Source organism: Methanosarcina acetivorans C2A (genome assembly GCF_000007345.1).
GTDB classification, from domain to species: Archaea; Halobacteriota; Methanosarcinia; order Methanosarcinales; family Methanosarcinaceae; genus Methanosarcina; species Methanosarcina acetivorans.
Window position 1 is genome coordinate 1,791,739 of the sequence record NC_003552.1, and the last position, 15,940, is coordinate 1,807,678.

General features: G+C 43.9%; 17 protein-coding genes. 10 read left to right on the top strand and 7 right to left on the bottom strand.

Translation table 11 applies throughout. The features are described 5' to 3' along the window. Nucleotides 1-180 precede the first annotated feature (180 nt). Nucleotides 181-414: an antitoxin VapB family protein gene (locus MA_RS07860; RefSeq protein WP_011021528.1), complete on the top strand. Its 234-nt coding sequence runs from the start codon at nt 181-183 to the stop codon at nt 412-414. A 5-nt stretch (nt 415-419) separates the two neighbouring features. After that, entirely contained in the window at nt 420-812 is a 393-nt protein-coding gene (locus MA_RS07865) for a type II toxin-antitoxin system VapC family toxin (RefSeq protein ID WP_048066227.1), read from the top strand. Between the two features lie 271 nt (nt 813-1,083). Here MA_RS07865 and MA_RS24445 read toward each other — a convergent pair whose 3' ends face one another. Beyond that, a complete protein-coding gene (locus MA_RS24445; RefSeq protein WP_011021530.1) occupies nt 1,084-2,496 on the bottom strand; it encodes an MFS transporter in 1,413 nt (470 codons plus the stop codon). A 132-nt stretch (nt 2,497-2,628) separates the two neighbouring features. Between MA_RS24445 and MA_RS07880 the strand changes: the two genes are divergently transcribed. Continuing rightward, nucleotides 2,629-4,413 carry a right-handed parallel beta-helix repeat-containing protein gene (locus tag MA_RS07880; RefSeq protein WP_011021531.1) on the top strand — a complete coding sequence of 595 codons (1,785 nt, stop codon included), beginning with the start codon at nt 2,629-2,631 and terminating at the stop codon, nt 4,411-4,413. A 504-nt stretch (nt 4,414-4,917) separates the two neighbouring features. Here MA_RS07880 and MA_RS26690 read toward each other — a convergent pair. Then, a complete protein-coding gene (locus MA_RS26690; protein WP_157860129.1) occupies nt 4,918-5,025 on the bottom strand; it encodes a MetS family NSS transporter small subunit in 108 nt (35 codons plus the stop codon). 1 nt (nt 5,026) lies between these two features. After that, nucleotides 5,027-6,493 (bottom strand): sodium-dependent transporter, encoded by a 1,467-nt coding sequence (locus tag MA_RS07885; protein WP_226990850.1) that lies wholly within the window; start codon nt 6,491-6,493, stop codon nt 5,027-5,029. 512 nt (nt 6,494-7,005) lie between these two features. On the opposite strand from MA_RS07885, the gene MA_RS07890 reads away from it, so the two are divergent. Then, nucleotides 7,006-8,463, top strand: a complete 1,458-nt coding sequence (locus MA_RS07890) for a WD40 repeat domain-containing protein (protein WP_226990792.1) — start codon at nt 7,006-7,008, stop codon at nt 8,461-8,463. Nucleotides 8,464-8,554: 91 nt separating this feature from the next. On the opposite strand, the gene MA_RS07895 is transcribed toward MA_RS07890, so the two are convergent. Beyond that, the gene (locus tag MA_RS07895) at nt 8,555-9,214 is read right to left on the bottom strand and encodes a TatD family nuclease-associated radical SAM protein (RefSeq protein ID WP_011021534.1); all 660 of its coding nucleotides are present in this window, start codon (nt 9,212-9,214) and stop codon (nt 8,555-8,557) included. Nucleotides 9,215-9,572: 358 nt separating this feature from the next. On the opposite strand from MA_RS07895, the gene rpl7ae reads away from it, so the two are divergent. From rpl7ae to MA_RS07925, 6 genes are all read left to right on the top strand, one after another. Continuing rightward, entirely contained in the window at nt 9,573-9,935 is a 363-nt protein-coding gene (gene rpl7ae / locus MA_RS07900) for a 50S ribosomal protein L7Ae (protein WP_011021535.1), read from the top strand. A gap of 24 nt (nt 9,936-9,959) precedes the next feature. Beyond that, nucleotides 9,960-10,181, top strand: a complete 222-nt coding sequence (locus MA_RS07905) for a 30S ribosomal protein S28e (protein ID WP_048065141.1) — start codon at nt 9,960-9,962, stop codon at nt 10,179-10,181. Nucleotides 10,182-10,202: 21 nt separating this feature from the next. After that, the gene (locus tag MA_RS07910) at nt 10,203-10,391 is read left to right on the top strand and encodes a 50S ribosomal protein L24e (protein WP_011021537.1); all 189 of its coding nucleotides are present in this window, start codon (nt 10,203-10,205) and stop codon (nt 10,389-10,391) included. Nucleotides 10,392-10,427: 36 nt separating this feature from the next. After that, nucleotides 10,428-10,877, top strand: a complete 450-nt coding sequence (gene ndk, locus MA_RS07915) for a nucleoside-diphosphate kinase (protein WP_048065142.1) — start codon at nt 10,428-10,430, stop codon at nt 10,875-10,877. A gap of 135 nt (nt 10,878-11,012) precedes the next feature. Continuing rightward, complete coding sequence (infB, locus tag MA_RS07920) at nt 11,013-12,788, top strand: translation initiation factor IF-2 (protein ID WP_048065143.1); 1,776 nt, start codon at nt 11,013-11,015, stop codon at nt 12,786-12,788. A 176-nt stretch (nt 12,789-12,964) separates the two neighbouring features. Further along, nucleotides 12,965-13,375, top strand: a complete 411-nt coding sequence (locus MA_RS07925) for a 30S ribosomal protein S6e (protein ID WP_011021540.1) — start codon at nt 12,965-12,967, stop codon at nt 13,373-13,375. Between the two features lie 258 nt (nt 13,376-13,633). On the opposite strand, the gene MA_RS29170 is transcribed toward MA_RS07925, so the two are convergent. From MA_RS29170 to MA_RS07940, 3 genes are all read right to left on the bottom strand, one after another. Next, nucleotides 13,634-13,984, bottom strand: coding sequence for an ion channel (locus MA_RS29170; RefSeq protein ID WP_157860130.1), 351 nt, complete (start codon nt 13,982-13,984; stop codon nt 13,634-13,636). Nucleotides 13,985-14,201: 217 nt separating this feature from the next. Further along, nucleotides 14,202-14,672 carry a LolA family protein gene (locus tag MA_RS07935; RefSeq protein WP_157860131.1) on the bottom strand — a complete coding sequence of 157 codons (471 nt, stop codon included), beginning with the start codon at nt 14,670-14,672 and terminating at the stop codon, nt 14,202-14,204. Between the two features lie 392 nt (nt 14,673-15,064). Continuing rightward, on the bottom strand, nt 15,065-15,832 hold the full coding sequence (locus tag MA_RS07940) for a winged helix-turn-helix transcriptional regulator (protein WP_011021543.1): 768 nt from the start codon (nt 15,830-15,832) through the stop codon (nt 15,065-15,067). Nucleotides 15,833-15,940: the final 108 nt, after the last annotated feature.

Consider the following 15,940-nt stretch of genomic DNA (forward strand, 5'->3'; position numbering starts at 1 on the left):
TTTTATGATCTGGAGATCTCAAAAGGGATCGTAAAAGGATTGTAAAAAATGTATATATTTGCACAAGGAGTCTGAGAGCAAAGCGGACTTATATCCCGACATATAGTGTTTTATCCAGATTTTTACTGGTTGAAGGGAGACTGAAAATTCTTAAATACGCATACATACACAGATAATACTATGCCAACAAGAACAATCAGCATAAGCGAAGAGGCCTACGAGAAGCTCAAAAGCCTCAAAAGCTCGGAAAAAGACAGCTTCTCTGATGTGATTCTCAGGTACTACCCCAAAAAAAGAAAGCTCTCTGAAGTGCTCGCAGAAATAGGTCCGAATCCCGAACTTGCTGATGCAATCGAAAAAGTGTCAGGAGAAATGAGAGCGGAAAAAATGAGGGAGATTGATCCGGAGAGTTGATCGAAATGCCGGTGCTTGACACCTCTTTTATTGTGGCCCTCTTAAGGGGAGAGCCGGAAGCCCATCAAAAACTGGCTGAAATGGAAGCTGAAGAAGTTCCCTTAAGCACGACCGAAATTAATGTCCTTGAACTGTACCGGGGAGCTTATCTGTTCAGAAAAAAGTATCAAAATCTGGAAGAAATCAAGAAGCTTCTGGAATGTTTTCAGGTTCTGGAGCTTGAAGAACCGGTCTATGAAATCTTTGCTTCCCTTTCGGCTCGGTTACTTTCGGAAGGCAAGCCGATTGGGGCTTTTGATGAACTGATAGCAGCAATTACGCTGCTTCAGGAAGAGCAGATAGTTACGAGAGATGAGCATTTCAAAAGAGTTCCAGGGCTTGAAGTAATCACCTATTGAAAACTGCCTCAGTTGAAAATGTGGAATTTCATTTGAAGTCTTTTTCTTTCAGTGTCGTTTCAATCTCTTTTTTCAGTTCAGGAAGCAACTCATTAAATAAAACTTTGACAACTTTCAATGGTATCAAGAATATCACAAATCAATCATAAATCAATCATAAATCAATCATAAATCAATCATAAATCAATCATAAATCAATCATAAATCAATCATAAATCAATCATAAATCAATCATAAATCAATCATAAATCAATCATAAATCAATCATAGATCAATCATTTTTGAAAGTCAGAGCGGAATCCTTTCCTTTTGAATGCTCTTCCACATGCGCATATTCGTGTTCTGCCTTTAATCTGCCCTTCAGGAGCCAGCACATCCCGGCGACCACAAAGCCGAATCCTGCCCCTGAAAGAAAAACAGGCTTAAGTCCGAAACGGACCAGCATAAAACCGAAAAAGACAGGAGAAAGTGTCTGACCCGCATACTTCATGGAATTATACAGGGAAACAGTGCTCCCCATTGAAGCTATCGGGGCGACCTGGAGTATCAGGGTATCCCCCATGATCTGGATAAGCCCGCCTCCGACTCCGAAAAGCATTAAAAGGAGGATCAGTAAAACTTTAGAATGTACAAGCCCGATCATTCCACAGGTCAGGGCCGTCAGGAAAAAACCTGCACCTGTAAGAGAGAACAGGGAATATTTGAGGGAAAGCCCTTTTGCACGGCTTGAAACAAAAATAACGGTTATCCCGATTATCCCCTGGGCAAACCCTGCTTCTTTTGACGTGTACCCGAAATCGGTCTTGAGTTTGAAAGGCAGATATATGACTATGACAAAGAGGAGAAAGAAAATCGCAAACCCCAGAAATATTGCATAAAGGACTTTGAAATCCCTGAGTGTGGAAAAAAGTTCGGATAAACTTTTTTTCCGGTTCTTTTCATTCCCGTTATTTACTTTCCTGTTTATCCCGGTTCCTTTTAACTTAGTTCCGCTTAACCTGGTTCCTTTTAGTTTTGTTCCATTTATCTTTGTTCCATTTATCTTTGTTCCATTTATCTTTGTTCCGCTTAATCGGGTTCCTTTTTCATCTATTTTCTTTCCATATCTTTTTTCAGAGGGGACTTCAAGTCCTTTTCCACCCGGCAGAAATATCGAAGCAAAAACGGCCAGAGGCAGGACAAGTCCGTAGAAAAGGAAAGGGAAGTTCCAGCTCTTCAGAGCCATCAAGCCCCCCAGCACCGGGAAGCTTACGAGCCCGATAGCGGAAGTCATACCCACCCTGCTTGTAGCATGAACCCTTTCATGCCCGGGATAAAGATCTCCGATAAGGAGCAGGGCAAGAAGCAGCATCCCCGCAGCTCCGATCCCCTGCACGAACCTGAAGATAAGGAGAGTTTCAAAATCCTGAGCAAAATAACATGCAAGCCCCGAAAACCCGTTGAGCACAAGGCAAGGGATTAGAAGGGTTTTTCGACTCAAACGGTCCGCGAACATCCCGAAGACCGGGGTAAAAAGCGCCGTTGCAAGAGTAAATACCGCAACTACCATCCCGATATCCTGCTCCGCAGTCTTCAGAGGGGCCAGCATTTCGGGAAGCACAGGCCCCAGCAGAGTCCCGTTTGCCAGCGCAAAAAACATTATTGAGCAGATGATAGGAAGCCAGGTATTTTCATGTTTTTTCATACCCCTGCCCCCTATTCACGAAATCTTTGAACCCTGATGCCGACAACTTTCATGATCCTTAATCCATTTTTAAAAGACAGTTGATATATATAGTAATGAATTTGATAGTATTATAAATAAATAATAGTCATTATGCACAGGAACTGTCGGTTCAAAATTTATCCAATCCAGAACCTTCGGGGCTGTGCAAAGTACGGGGAGGGGATAGTTCTGAAGATCATACTTATCGGAAATTGCTTTACCAGGCTAATGAGTGCAACGCTAGCTATTGCTTTGCTTCTTGTTTCCGCAGGTGCAGGGAATGCGGAAGTTATTTATGTGGAACCCGGAGCTTCAATTCAGGCAGCCGTAAATAACTCAACAAACGGAGACCTTGTTATTGTGAAAGCCGGGGACTATGAGGAAAATATCATTGTCAATGTTTCAGGGATAACAGTCAGTTCGGAACCTGAAAGCCCTGACGGCGTACTTATCAGGTCGAAGGATGCAAATTCCAGCGTGTTTCAGGTTAAAGCAGATAATGTAACTATCAGCGGTTTCAACATAACCGGGTCAGGTGAGGTTTTCAGTTCCTTTGAGGCTGCAAGGGTCACAAATTCTTTTATCACGAGAAGCTCGGAAAGACTTAACGGGACTTCAGGGGCGGAAGCCATACAGGCTTACGGTTCCTCCGAATCAGGAGAGATCTTTGTCTCCAGATGGGACGGGGCTGGTTGTCCTTCGGCAGGGGTCTGCCTTGATCAGGTTAAAAACTGTACGGTCGAAAGAAACAATATTTTCGAAAACCGTTATGGAGTGTACCTCCAGAGCTCCGAAAACATTACGATCTCGGAGAATAACTTTTCCCGAGACGGTATCTGGTTTGATGAAGGGTGCAACAAGAATATGGTGATTAACAATTCCATTGACAGGGGGAACATCATCATTGGCGCGCACGGCTGGGACAATATAATGTTCCAGAACAGGCTTTCAAACGGCGGAGGGATAAGCATTGCCTGCTGCGGAGGAGGCAATCTTGTTTCAAAGAATGAGGTCATAAATTGCAGTAACGGAATTGATGTGTATGACACTCAGGCAAGGACCGTCCTTCGTGACAACCGGATTACGAACTGCGAGAACGGGATCTACCTGATTTTAGTCTTTGATGCCAGAGTGTATAATAACACAATTTCAAACAGTAGCAAAGGTATCTATTTGAGAGAAGATTGCCACGATAACGAACTGTTCGGCAACAGGATAAGTTCCAGTAACGAATCAGGGATCCTGCTGGACTATAGTACCGGCAACCATATCTACAACAACTACTTTAACAACACTGTAAATGTAAAGGCTGAAAACAGTGAAGGAAACACCTGGAACACTACGAAAACCTCGGGAGAAAATATTGTGGGCGGCTCCTATCTGGGGGGAAATTTCTGGGCTGACCTTAACGGAACCGGGTTTTCACAGACCACTGAAGATTCTGACTCGGATGGGATCTGCGACCTGGCTTATAATGTCAACGGAAGCGACTTCGACTATCTCCCGCTTGCCGAACCTCCTTCAACACCCTCAGTTGACCTTGCAGTAACAATAGGAACACCTGAAGCAAACAAAACATCCGATGTTTCGATAGAGCTTGGCCTGAGCAGCCTGAATTTCGGGACCATGCTCCCCGGACAGGCCAGCAGCCCTCAGGTTTTGAACATAAGAAACACAGGAAAAAGTGATGTGAGAGTTACTGCCCATGTTGGAGATTCTTCTGACCCGGTTTTTTCCGAAGGGCTTTATCTCTCCTCTCTTTTCTGGTCTGATTTCTCAGAAGTAATTGCAAACAATACTGTCAAGAACGTTGAAGTCGTGCTCAAAGTTCCGGCAAACTATTCCGAAAACGGGACGAAAAAAGGGTCTATCGTTTTCCGGGCTGAGAAGATTTGAGAGGTCACCTCCTTTTCTTCTCCATTTCTTATTTAAAACTCAACTTCACTTACATTCTTTTGCTCGAAGCAGTCCGCATTCCATGAATGCAACTTCATGCCATGAATGCAGCTCACACCTACATGGGCAGGGAGATATATTTACATTGACCAGTAAGAATGATATTGGTAGTAACAGCAAAAAAGACCGGGTATGTTACAGTAAAAAAAATAATACCCTCAGAAAAACAATGAATTGTAAAGACTAAAAGGAGCGGGTAAATGATCAAATCTTGACTGAAAAACCATTAACCGAACAACCTTTTAGTCCTGTTTATGTAATCTTAATTCCTGTTTATGTAATCTTAATTCCTGTTTATGTAATCTTAATTCCTGTTTATGTAATCTTAATTCCTGTTTATGTAATCTTAATTCCTGTTTATGTAATCTTAATTCCTGTTTATGTAATCTTAATTTTAGTCCTGTTTGGATAGTTGACTTTAATTCTATTTATCCACCTTTCTTTTCATGGCATCCTTTTTCTCAGGGCTATGCTCAGGCAGAGTCCCAGCCCTCCGTAAAGGATTATGAACCCGAAAACAGCCATCAGAAAGCTGCCTGTTGAGAGCAACATTTTACTTCACCTCCCTGTTGATAAAAGGCGTAAGGATAGAGATGAGAATTCCAAGGACAATTACTCCGGCTCCGATCATTATAGCTGCAGGATCGTAACCCTCATAGGGTGCAGCCAGGTTTGACCGGGTATCTACAAAAACGATGTACAGCAGGACAACCGGAATTACCAGTTTTATACAGGCATCCCACCAGATCCCTGCCATGATATCCGAATAATTATTGGCCCATTCCCTTATCTTATCTGCACCGTAGATCCAGCCGATTGCAACGGTTTCGAGGATTCCCACTATGATCAGTCCATAGGTATTGATAAAGTGGTCTATGATATCAAGCCAGTAAATCCCTCCCCTGGTTGCATAGATAAGGCTGAAGAGCAGCCCAAAGCCGATTGTGAGGTCAACTGCCTTGCCCCTTTTCACCTCAAACTTGTCCATTATTGAGGAGGCAAAAGCTTCCACGAGGGATATGAGGGAAGAAAGAGCTGCTATAGCGATGCAAAGGAAAAAAGCAACTGCGGTGAGGGCTTTTAATCCCGGGAGCATGTTAAGGGCTTCTGGCAGCACCACAAAGGCAAGGCCTATGCTCTGGGCCACCACTTCTTCAATTCCGAGCCCTTTGGCATAAGCCATGTAGCCGAGAGTCCCGAAAATCGCAAAGCCCATTGTGAAACTGAAAGCTCCGTCTGCCAGGCTGACAATGAAAGCGTTGTTTACAATATCACTCTTTTTTGAAAGATAGCTTGAGTAGGTAATCATTATTGCCATACCAAGACTCAGGCTGTAAAACGCCTGTCCGTAGGCTGCCTGCCAGACCTTTATGTCTGTTAATTTGCTGAAGTCCGGCTTCAGGTACCACTCTATTCCATTGATTGAGCCTTCAAGGGTTATTGCTCTGAAAACAAGCACGATTAAAAGAACCCAGAGAAGAGGAATAAAGATTTTACTTGACCTCTCGATTCCCGCCTGCACACCTCTTTTTTCGACAACCCAGATAATCAGCCAGGTAGCCAGTAGCCCTATAAGGACCGGATAGGAAAAGCTCCCCAAATTCCAGGGAGAATCGGAAACATGTAACAGTTCGTTATTGAAAAAAGCTCCCGTGTCCGTACCCCAGCCGAGAGTGAACGCTTTTAAAAGGTATACAAGGCTCCAGCCCACGATTACGGAGTAATAAGTCGTAATTATGAAGCTGGCAATTACACCCCACCAGCCTATCCACTCGAAACTTTTTTTCGCCCTTTTAAATGAAAGTGGAGCTGAGCCGAGAAACTTGCTTCCAAGTCCGAACTCAAGTATCATAAGCGGGATACCCGCAGTCAGAAGGGCGATGAAATACGGGATCAGGAAAGCTCCTCCTCCGTTTTCATATGCCATGTAGCTGAACCTCCAGATATTTCCAAGGCCGACTGCAGAACCTATTGCTGCAAGAATAAATCCAACTCTGGTGTTCCAGACTTCTCTCGCCACCAAAAATCACATCCTTAAGCTTTTTTTAATTCCACACACGGAACAGGAAAAGTTAAAAAAGTTAAAACAGATTACTCGACAAGATAACTGCAAATGAATAAGGAAGAAGCTTATTCATTCGGCAGACTTACAGCTACTGGCACGCTTACAGCTGATGCCAAAATATAACCTTAAACTCTCTGCTCAAACCTTAAACTATCCCTTTTCCGAATAAAGGAAAAAGTAGTTCTTTTTTTCAGAATTTCCGAATTTTTTCTGCTAAATCAGGCAAACATTTACGTTTGAACTCTTAGTTTTAGCAACATGAGAATCAAACATTTGCGTTTGAACTCTTGAGTTTTAACAATACTGATAATATATCTATAATTTAATTATTACTGCTTCTTTCTTGTAAGCAGGAATAAATAAATTTTATTAATTTTTCCTGTCTGACTACTGTAACAAAAAATTCATGTGTAATAAAGTAATTCATTATAAATTATATGGAACATTCATCAGGAACAAAGTTACTTTTGACACTGAGTCTGTTTTTCTGCCTTATTTCAGGAGCAGAAGCAGCAGACTCTCATGCTCTGGATAGTGGGGATGTGAACCTTTCGGAGCTCAAGGCTTTTGACCTGTTATGCAAATGTGAAACCTGGGGCATAGTAAATACCGTATCACTTTCTTCAACCGGAAACTATCTTGTAGCCGGGGGGTTTGACCGCAACGTTTCCTTATTTGATTCCAGAGGGACACAACTTTGGAATTATAAGACTGAAGATATAGTTTATACAGTATCTATTTCTTCAGATGGATCCCGGATTGTGGCAGGAAGTAACGACAAAAAAGTGTACTTTTTTAACCGGGAAGGCGATCTTCTCTGGTCCCACAAAACCGGAGGCAACATAAATAGCGTTGCAGTATCCTCCAATGGCCTGTATGTAGCCGCAGGAGGCGAGGACGGGAAAGTATATTTCATGAACAGTGCAGGCAAACTGCTGTGGAGTTTTGATTCCGAGGCAGCTGTCCGCAGCATTGCGATATCCAGAGACGGAACTTATGTGGCAGTCGGAAATGCTAACAATTATGTCTATCTCTTTGATAGCGAAGGAAAAACGATATGGAACCGAAAAACCGGAAGCCTGATTAACTGCGTGAGTATGACTCCGTATGCTTACTATGTGGCTGCCGGGGGATCTAACTATAATGTTTATCTTTTTGACCGCAAAGGGGAATTTTCCTGGATGAACAACCCGGGTTACTGGGTCAGCAGCGTCTCTTTAACAACCAACGGCGCATATCTTGCGGCAGGAAGTTTTGATGATATGATTTACCTGTTCAACCGCACCGGAGGAAAAATATGGGACTACAAGGCAAAAGATGACGTCTATGCCGTTGAGATCTCTGCCGACTCCTCCTTCATTGCAGCCGGAAGCTGGGACGATACCCTCTATGTCCTTAATATGGACGGAGAAGAACTCTGGAACTACAACTGCGGAGGAAATATTAACAGCCTGGACGTTTCACGCGACAGCACAACTATAGCGGTCGGGAGTGATGCGGGAGCAGTATACCTTTTTGAGCGAAACCCAACTGCTTTTGCCCTGCTGCTGGGAGACGAAAGCTTCCTGCCAGAAGAAACTACAAAGGAAACAGATACTTCTCTTGCCGAAAAAACAATCAAGCCAATAGAAGAAGAAACGGCAGTTACCGGAGGCGTTGAAAATAAAGTCGAAGACGCTCCAGCTACCTCAAGCAGCGTGAGCGGAAACCCAAAAACCGGGGAAAATCCGGGTTCTGAGGAGTTACCTACTGAAGAGAGTTCTTTAAAACTCCTGGAGAAGTTTGATTCGATAAAGTTTCCTGCTGCCCTTCTTCTCGGGGCTCTGGCGGGTACGGTCTTCTTCTTGAAACGCAGGCTCGTCAAATATCACGAAAAGAACGATGAGAACCTTGAGGACCTTGAAGAGAAAGATATCAGGGAATAACTGAGAAAAACTAAAAAGCGGGAAAAGATGTAAAACGGGGATAACTCCTGAAAGGGTAACTCCTGAAATAAGGAGTTACCCCAAATATCCTTTAATTATTTCCCCTTATTTCTTTACTTGCAGCCTCGGAAAGCGTCCTGATGTGGAATTCCGAACCGAGTTCTTCTGAAACCTGCCTGCATTTTTCCACATCTATTTCTGGAATTTTAACAACCGTAACCCTGGTAGGGATTCCCGCTTCTCCTGCCTTTTTTACAAAATCAAGTATTTCTCTGTAAGCATTTTTGTGGACCGGTCTGCAGAGTTTATTGTATTTTTCTTCGGACTCTGCATTGAGGCTAACTGAAATAAAGTCCATGCCTGCATTTTTTAATTCGGAAACTACGTCCAGTTCAGGATTAATCAGTGCAGCATGCCCATTGGTATCAAGCCTGACCCTTATGCCCCGGCTTTTAAGCCAGCGGGTGACTGCCAGCACCACATCGAACCTGAGGGTTGGCTCTCCAAGCCCTGTAAACACAACTTCCCTGTAATTAGAAAGGTCGAGCCCTTCAAGGGCTTCGAGAATCTCTTCCGTTGTTGGTTCTTTTGAAAGCCTCAGGTCGTACCCATAAACGCCGTCTGCAAAGTTGCGGATGCAGAAGACGCAGTCCGCACTGCAGCGGTTTGTAAGGTTAAGATAAAGATTATTATGGGCCTCGTAATAAATTGTATTCATACGGATCAAAGTCCTCACATTCCTTATAACCATGACGCATTTATCTGATTTTTGGCTCCTTCCTTTACCCCATTCCTCAGCTTCAGATCCGACGCAGAAGGCGGGATTTTCTTGATTTTCTTAGAGACTTCGTTGTTTACGGGTTTATATAAGCTCACTTCCTGTTGCCCCACTTTTCAAGCAGAAAGTTTATAGGTGATTATGTACTTGTAAGGTGCAGTCTGCAGCATTTAGCTAGCAGTATCTATGTTTCAACTCATTTACTCTCCGCATTGAAGGTTTTTCAGGTTCTTTTTTTAGGAATTTGAATTTTCAATGTTGACAGATATGTGTTAAAAACCTATGATTGATGAAAAATTGCGAGACCCGCAATTTCGAAGGAGAAACTTAAATGGCACAATTAGCTAAATTCGATGTTCCTGAAGAACTCACAAACAAAGCACTTGAAGCTCTGGAACTTGCCAGAGATACCGGAAAGATCAAAAAGGGCACAAACGAAGCCACAAAAGCAATCGAAAGAGGCAATGCAAAGCTTGTCCTGATTGCCGAAGACATTGAGCCTGCAGAGATCGTCGCTCACATAGGCCCTCTTTCCGAAGAAAAGAAAGCTCCCTACATCTTCATCAAGAACCAGAAAGAACTTGGTGCAGCCAGCGGACTTGGAGTCTCCTGTGCAACCGTGGCAATTGTGGATGCAGGTAAAGCAGCTGAAATGGTCCAGGACATCGCTCAGAAACTTGAAGCTCTTAAATAATCCTGATAACATGGGGTGCTGATTATGGCTGAAGAAAGCACAATCGGCGGCTTTGCTGCCGAAGTTATTGACGTTATCGGGAACACGGGTATGCATGGTGAAGCCAGCCAGATCCAGTGCAGGGTTCTGGAAGGCAGAGACAAGGGTCGTGTAATCACAAGAAACTGCGTTGGCCCTGTCCGTATCGGTGACATTCTGATGCTTCTGGAAACGTCAAGAGAAGCAAAGAAACTGACTACCAGGTAAAAAGATAAACGGTGAAAATAAATGGAACAGAGGAAATGCTATTTTTGCGGAAAGATGCTGGAGCCTGGTACCGGTAAACTCTACGTCAAAAAAGACGGCTCCACCTATTTCATGTGCTCTTCCAAGTGCATGAGCAACTTCGCCCTTGGAAGGCTTCCGCGCCGCACCGAGTGGACTGAGAAAGGCAAAATCCAGTTGAAAAAAGCGTAACTGCCGGAATTAGTTCAAATATAGCAAGGTGTGAATATGGAACAGACATACGTTATGGTGAAACCTGACGGAGTCCAGCGCGGACTGGTCGGGGAAGTAATCTCCAGAATCGAAAAGAGAGGCTTGAAGATTCTTGCCCTCAGAATGAACGTTATTGCCGAAGCCACTGCAAAAGAACACTACGGTGAGCACGCAGCAAGGCCCTTTTTCCCCTCCCTTATCGAATTCATCACCTCCGGTCCCTCCGTTTCGATGGTAGTTGCCGGAAAAGATGCAATTAAGGTTATGAGAGCAATAAACGGGGCTACAAACCCTGTTGATGCAGCTCCGGGAACTATCCGTGGGGACTTTGCTCTTGACGTAGGCAGAAACGTGGTTCACGCCTCCGACTCTCCCGAAGCTGCAGCAAGGGAAATTGCTATCCACTTCAAGGACTCAGAAATCGGGAAGTATTCCAGAGTCGATGAGGTCTGTCTGTACGAGTAATGCAGGTGCGCCAGATCCTTTTCGTGCCTGGCACGAATCCGTTATCCGTTACCTGCAAAATGGGTCCTTCCGGGGAAACCCGGACCCTTCTGGACCTGCAGCAAATAAGACGCGGGAATGAGAGAGGTTTTGTATATGACCGACAAGAAAAATCTCAGGACTCCTATAGTCTGCGTGATGGGGCACGTCGACCACGGGAAGACCACTCTGCTTGACAAGATCAGGGGTACTGCGATTGTCAGTGGAGAAGCCGGGGCTATCACCCAGCATATCGGAGCAACCGAAGTCCCTATAGATGTGATTGTCAACAAGCTCGGAGACCCAAAGTTAAGGGACCGTTTCATGGTTCCTGGACTGCTTTTTATCGATACTCCGGGGCACCACGCTTTTACAACCCTCAGGAGCAGGGGAGGCGCACTTGCCGATCTTGCGATTGTTGTTGTTGACATAAATGAAGGCTTTAAACCCCAGACTTACGAAAGCCTGCAGATCTTAAAGCGGTTTAAGACGCCTTTTGTGGTCGTTGCTAACAAGATCGACAGGATTGGCGGCTGGGCTTCACAGAAGGACATGCCTTTTGCAGCTACCTTCAAAAAGCAGTCCCCGGATGTTCAGGGACGGCTTGAAACAAAGCTCTACGAGGTAATAGGTGAACTCTATAACCAGGGCTTTGCAGCCGAACGGTATGACCGGGTCACAAACTTCCAGAAAACTCTGGGTGTAGTCCCTGCAAGTGCTGTTACGGGAGAAGGTATTCCTGATGTCCTGATGGTGCTTTTAGGCCTTGCTCAGAAATTCCTTGAGGCAAACCTTCAGTACAGTGCAAAAAACCCGGGTGTCGGGACTGTCCTTGAGGTAAAGGAAGAAAAGGGGCTTGGAGCAACCCTTGATGTTATTCTCTACGACGGCACATTAAAGAAAGGAGATACGGTTGTTATCGGAAGCCTGGGTGAGCCTATCCAGACAAAGGTCAGGGCTCTTTTAAAACCGAGAGAACTTTCGGAAATCCGCTACGAGAGCAAGTTTAAGCAGGTGAGTGAAGTCACTGCCGCAGCCGGGGTAAAGATCTCCGCTCCTGGCCTTGATGGTGCTCTTGCAGGTTCTCCCATAAGGGTTGCAACGGAAGAAACCCTTGGAGAGATTGTAGCCCAGGTAAAGTCCGAGATTGATGAGGTCCGGATTGATACGGGATCAGTCGGAGTTATGATTAAAGCAGATACTCTCGGCTCCCTTGAAGCCCTTGTCCACGAGTTCCAGAAAGATGAAGTCCCTATCAGGAAAGCTGAAGTAGGAGACATTTCCCACAGGGACGCTGTTGAGGCTTCTACAGTTGAAGATCCCCTCTATTCGGTGCTTATAGGTTTCAATGTTAAGGTTCACCCTGACGCCAGAGATTTCCTGCAGGAAAGCACGGTAAAGGTGTTCACAAGTGACGTGATCTACCGCCTTGTTGAGGATTACCAGAAATACGTAAAGGAACAGCAGGAACTGGCTGAGAAGAAGATTTTCGAAACGATAATTCGCCCCGGAAAGTTCAAGATCCTTCCAGGATGTGTTTTCCGGCAGAGCAAACCCGCAGTCGTCGGGGTAAGAGTGCTTGGCGGAGTCGTGCGGACAAATGCGGATGTCATGCTTGAAAACGGAAACGTTGTGGGCAAGATCAAAGGTCTGCAGTCCGAAGGGGAAAATATTCCTTCTGCAAAGGTAGGCAAAGAAGTTGCAATGGCAATTGAAGGTGCAACCGTAGGCAGGCAGATCAAAGAAGAAGACGTGCTCTATATTAACGTGCCTGAAAGGCATGCCAAGGTTCTTGAGCACGAAATCTACGACTCCCTTTCAACCGATGAAAAGGAAACTCTTGATATTTTCCTGACACTCAAACGGAAAAACAATCCTTTCTGGGCAAAGTAATGCCTGATATGCAGGGTAGCAAATTCAGGATTCAGCAGGGTTTCGGGAAATAATCATTCGGGAAAGAATTCAGGTAAATTCGGATAAACTTCGGATAAATTTCGGATAAATTTCGGATAAAGAAGGCAGATAAGGCAAAGGAAATATTACAGATAAATCTGATTGGAGGATTTCACATGGCAAATTTCAAAGTTGTAGTTTCTGACCCAAAAGAAGGGCGTGCTTACCAGATCGACATCAAGGACGCCGAAGCAAACGCATTAATCGGAAAAGCAATAGGAGACGTTGTTGACGGTGCCATTTTCGGGCTTGCCGGCTACAAAGTCCAGATCACTGGCGGCTGCGACGGCAGCGGTTTCGTTATGAAGCCGGACCTCCCGGGCCCCAGGAGACAGAGAATCCTGACCGCAACAGGTGTGGGATACGTTCCCAAACTTCCCGGACAGCGCAGGAGAAAAATGATGCGCGGCAAAGAAATTGCTCCTGACATCATCCAGGTCAACGCCAAGATCGTCGAATATGGAAGCAAGTCCATAAAAGCCCTTCTCGGCCTCGAAACCGCAGAAGAAGCTCCGGCAGCAGAGTAAATTCAAGTTCCGCCCTCGGGCGGGATTTCAAATACTCATTTACTCTTTTATTTCATTCGTTTAACTCTGTTTTGAGATCCTTTTTGCAGCACTTTCCATTTTCATTGGTAGATTGATTTTCCATCAGCACATACAGATAAATTTTTTCAAATAAGTCAGGGCTTTTACCCGAGAATAGTGAAGCTCTGGGACCTCACATTTGCCCACTCTGAATATTCTCAAACACCCTGGAAAAAAGGAATATTGAATCAACCCCTGTTACCAAGAGAATGTTCTGGATAGCAAACCGAAAATCTCAGCTATTACAATAAAGATAGGCACTACTATTATACTAAGTCCTAATACACTGACAAACGACGCCATCGCTCTACCGACACTTGTTTGTAAAACCACATCCCCATAGCCTACTGTTAGAAGTGTTGCTATAGCCCAGTAGATACTAAGGGATGGACTAGTAAAACCACCTGTTTCTCCTTCTATAAAGTACATCAGAATGCCTGAAATTATTGTCAAACTTAGAACCGAAAATATAAATACAGCTATTTTACGGCAACTACCATAGAAAATTTTCGTAAAAGGGCTGCTGGAAATTATATCACCACCAATCAAATATCCTATTAATTGATTAGAGAAATCTTATTAATTGATTAGAGAACTTTCGCTAATAGTTCATTTTTTGGCCTCACAGCTAAATATCACCACCAATTAGTAATACCCCGAGATGAGCCACGGTTGTTATTTCGACTACATACCGAATCCATTCAAGCAACAACAACCATGGTTGCTTCTTTCTCTCCTTCGACAGGCACATCGATTCCTCTCCAGGTCACGCTTTTGTTAAACATTCAAAATTCATTGCAACTACTTCCGCCCCTTCAGGTACATCAAATACAAATTCGGAGTCCTGAATGCCAGTATTAATTTTTAAATTTCTAATTTCGATTTCCATTCTTTGTGGGCCCAGGTATATCTCATACTTCAGGGGTATCCAGGTTTCCTCATCAACCCAGATTCTGATCCCATCGAGTAAATTATCTTCGTCCTTTCCTTCTTTCGGTTTTGTTTCAAGGAGATATGCAGTTCTCCCGTCAACCGTATCACTTCCAGGCACAGAAACATCATATTCATTAAACACATAATTAAAAAATTTGAAATAATCAAGATTCGATTCTTGGTATTCTTCAGGAACCATTATTTTCTGAACAACATTTGTTTCGGGACCGTACAGCCATTCCATTTTTCCATAATAGATCATTACAGTTTCATTCCCGGTCCCCATTGTAATTGTTTTCTTCATATTCGGTTTTTTGTAAACGATATCAAACTCACTTTCCTGTGCTTTTAAGAGGAATGTCTGACAATACCAGGTGGAGTTACCTATACTCAGAAGCAGGGTCAGGTAAGCCTTGAGAATCCTCAGGGCCAACACAACCATGCTTCCGGCACAAGGGGGTTCAAAACTACTCGGGAGGATTAGTCTGAACTCCAAAAACTAATTTTGATCACTTCTTTATAAGTTTTCTGTCCATAGTCTTTAACAATCAGGATTGAAGAATAGTTACATGCCTGAAATAAGCCAGTAGAAAAGCAGTTAGATAGGTCGGGAGGAAACTACATGTAGAACATTCCAAAGGTGATTGACCTTATACCTGCTTCAACCCGATTCAGCGAAGGGGAGAAAAAAGAGTTTCATCCATATTTTTCTATCAAAGGCTCGTATGAAGGATTTATGCTATAAATTATACTTCTTCCACTTCTTGTTTCGTCTATGAGACCAGTTTCCTTTAGATTTTTCACATACCAGCTGATCGTAGCCCTGGAAACTCCGATTTCACGTGCAAGAGCCAGGTTTGTGTTACATTTACCGTTCTGTATTTCTGAAATTATTCTTTGATTCGTGGCATTTTGAAGCGCAGAAACAACTTTTTTCTCTTCTTCGCCATAAGTCGAATTATTCTGGAAATATCTTGTTTTCCCGGACTCTCTGTAGGCTTCAATTTTATGATGGGCTTTCAGAATCTTGATGTGATAACGCGCTGCCCCCCTGTCTATTCCTGCTTTTTCTATAATTTCACTAAGGTAAGCTCCGGGCCTGGTTTTTATATATTCGTAGATTCTTGCGCGGTTAGAGTTCTCAAAGACATCTGCACGCTCCGTAATCCGGAACCCGAGGATTGCGAAAATAAGTTTTGCAGGAAGGATCAGTACATCTACTACAGACAGGACGTTCATTAAAGCCAGCCATAGCAGAAAATGCCAGTATGGTTCTATTGTGTCTTCAAGTAATACTACCTCTTCCCCGTTAACTGAAACTCCGGCCTGATCACTTGTACAGGGGCTTACAATATATTCCTTAGCCCCGGCTGTGGTTGTTAAAAGAAAAAGGAGCAGACAAATGGTAAACTTTTTTTCAAACTTGGTGCCGGCAAATATTAAATATATAGCTCTCAAATCCACTGACCGATTCTCCGCATACTTGAACTTCCAGATTCCCTGTTCCACGTGTCCCTTGAGAGGGGCCTATACTGAAATGTATCCTTCCTTATATGAATTGAGGAAAAAGAA

Bases quoted from the DNA above. Each gene is read 5' to 3' on its own strand.
- MA_RS07860 (WP_011021528.1), top strand. From the start codon at position 181: ATGCCAACAAGAACAATCAGCATAAGCGAAGAGGCCTACGAGAAGCTC.
- MA_RS07865 (WP_048066227.1), top strand. From the start codon at position 420: ATGCCGGTGCTTGACACCTCTTTTATTGTGGCCCTCTTAAGGGGAGAG.
- MA_RS24445 (WP_011021530.1), bottom strand. From the start codon at position 2,496: ATGAAAAAACATGAAAATACCTGGCTTCCTATCATCTGCTCAATAATG.
- MA_RS07880 (WP_011021531.1), top strand. From the start codon at position 2,629: ATGCACAGGAACTGTCGGTTCAAAATTTATCCAATCCAGAACCTTCGG.
- MA_RS26690 (WP_157860129.1), bottom strand. From the start codon at position 5,025: ATGTTGCTCTCAACAGGCAGCTTTCTGATGGCTGTTTTCGGGTTCATA.
- MA_RS07895 (WP_011021534.1), bottom strand. From the start codon at position 9,214: ATGGTTATAAGGAATGTGAGGACTTTGATCCGTATGAATACAATTTAT.
- rpl7ae (WP_011021535.1), top strand. From the start codon at position 9,573: ATGGCACAATTAGCTAAATTCGATGTTCCTGAAGAACTCACAAACAAA.
- MA_RS07905 (WP_048065141.1), top strand. From the start codon at position 9,960: ATGGCTGAAGAAAGCACAATCGGCGGCTTTGCTGCCGAAGTTATTGAC.
- MA_RS07910 (WP_011021537.1), top strand. From the start codon at position 10,203: ATGGAACAGAGGAAATGCTATTTTTGCGGAAAGATGCTGGAGCCTGGT.
- ndk (WP_048065142.1), top strand. From the start codon at position 10,428: ATGGAACAGACATACGTTATGGTGAAACCTGACGGAGTCCAGCGCGGA.
- infB (WP_048065143.1), top strand. From the start codon at position 11,013: ATGACCGACAAGAAAAATCTCAGGACTCCTATAGTCTGCGTGATGGGG.
- MA_RS07925 (WP_011021540.1), top strand. From the start codon at position 12,965: ATGGCAAATTTCAAAGTTGTAGTTTCTGACCCAAAAGAAGGGCGTGCT.
- MA_RS07935 (WP_157860131.1), bottom strand. From the start codon at position 14,672: ATGAAGAAAACAATTACAATGGGGACCGGGAATGAAACTGTAATGATC.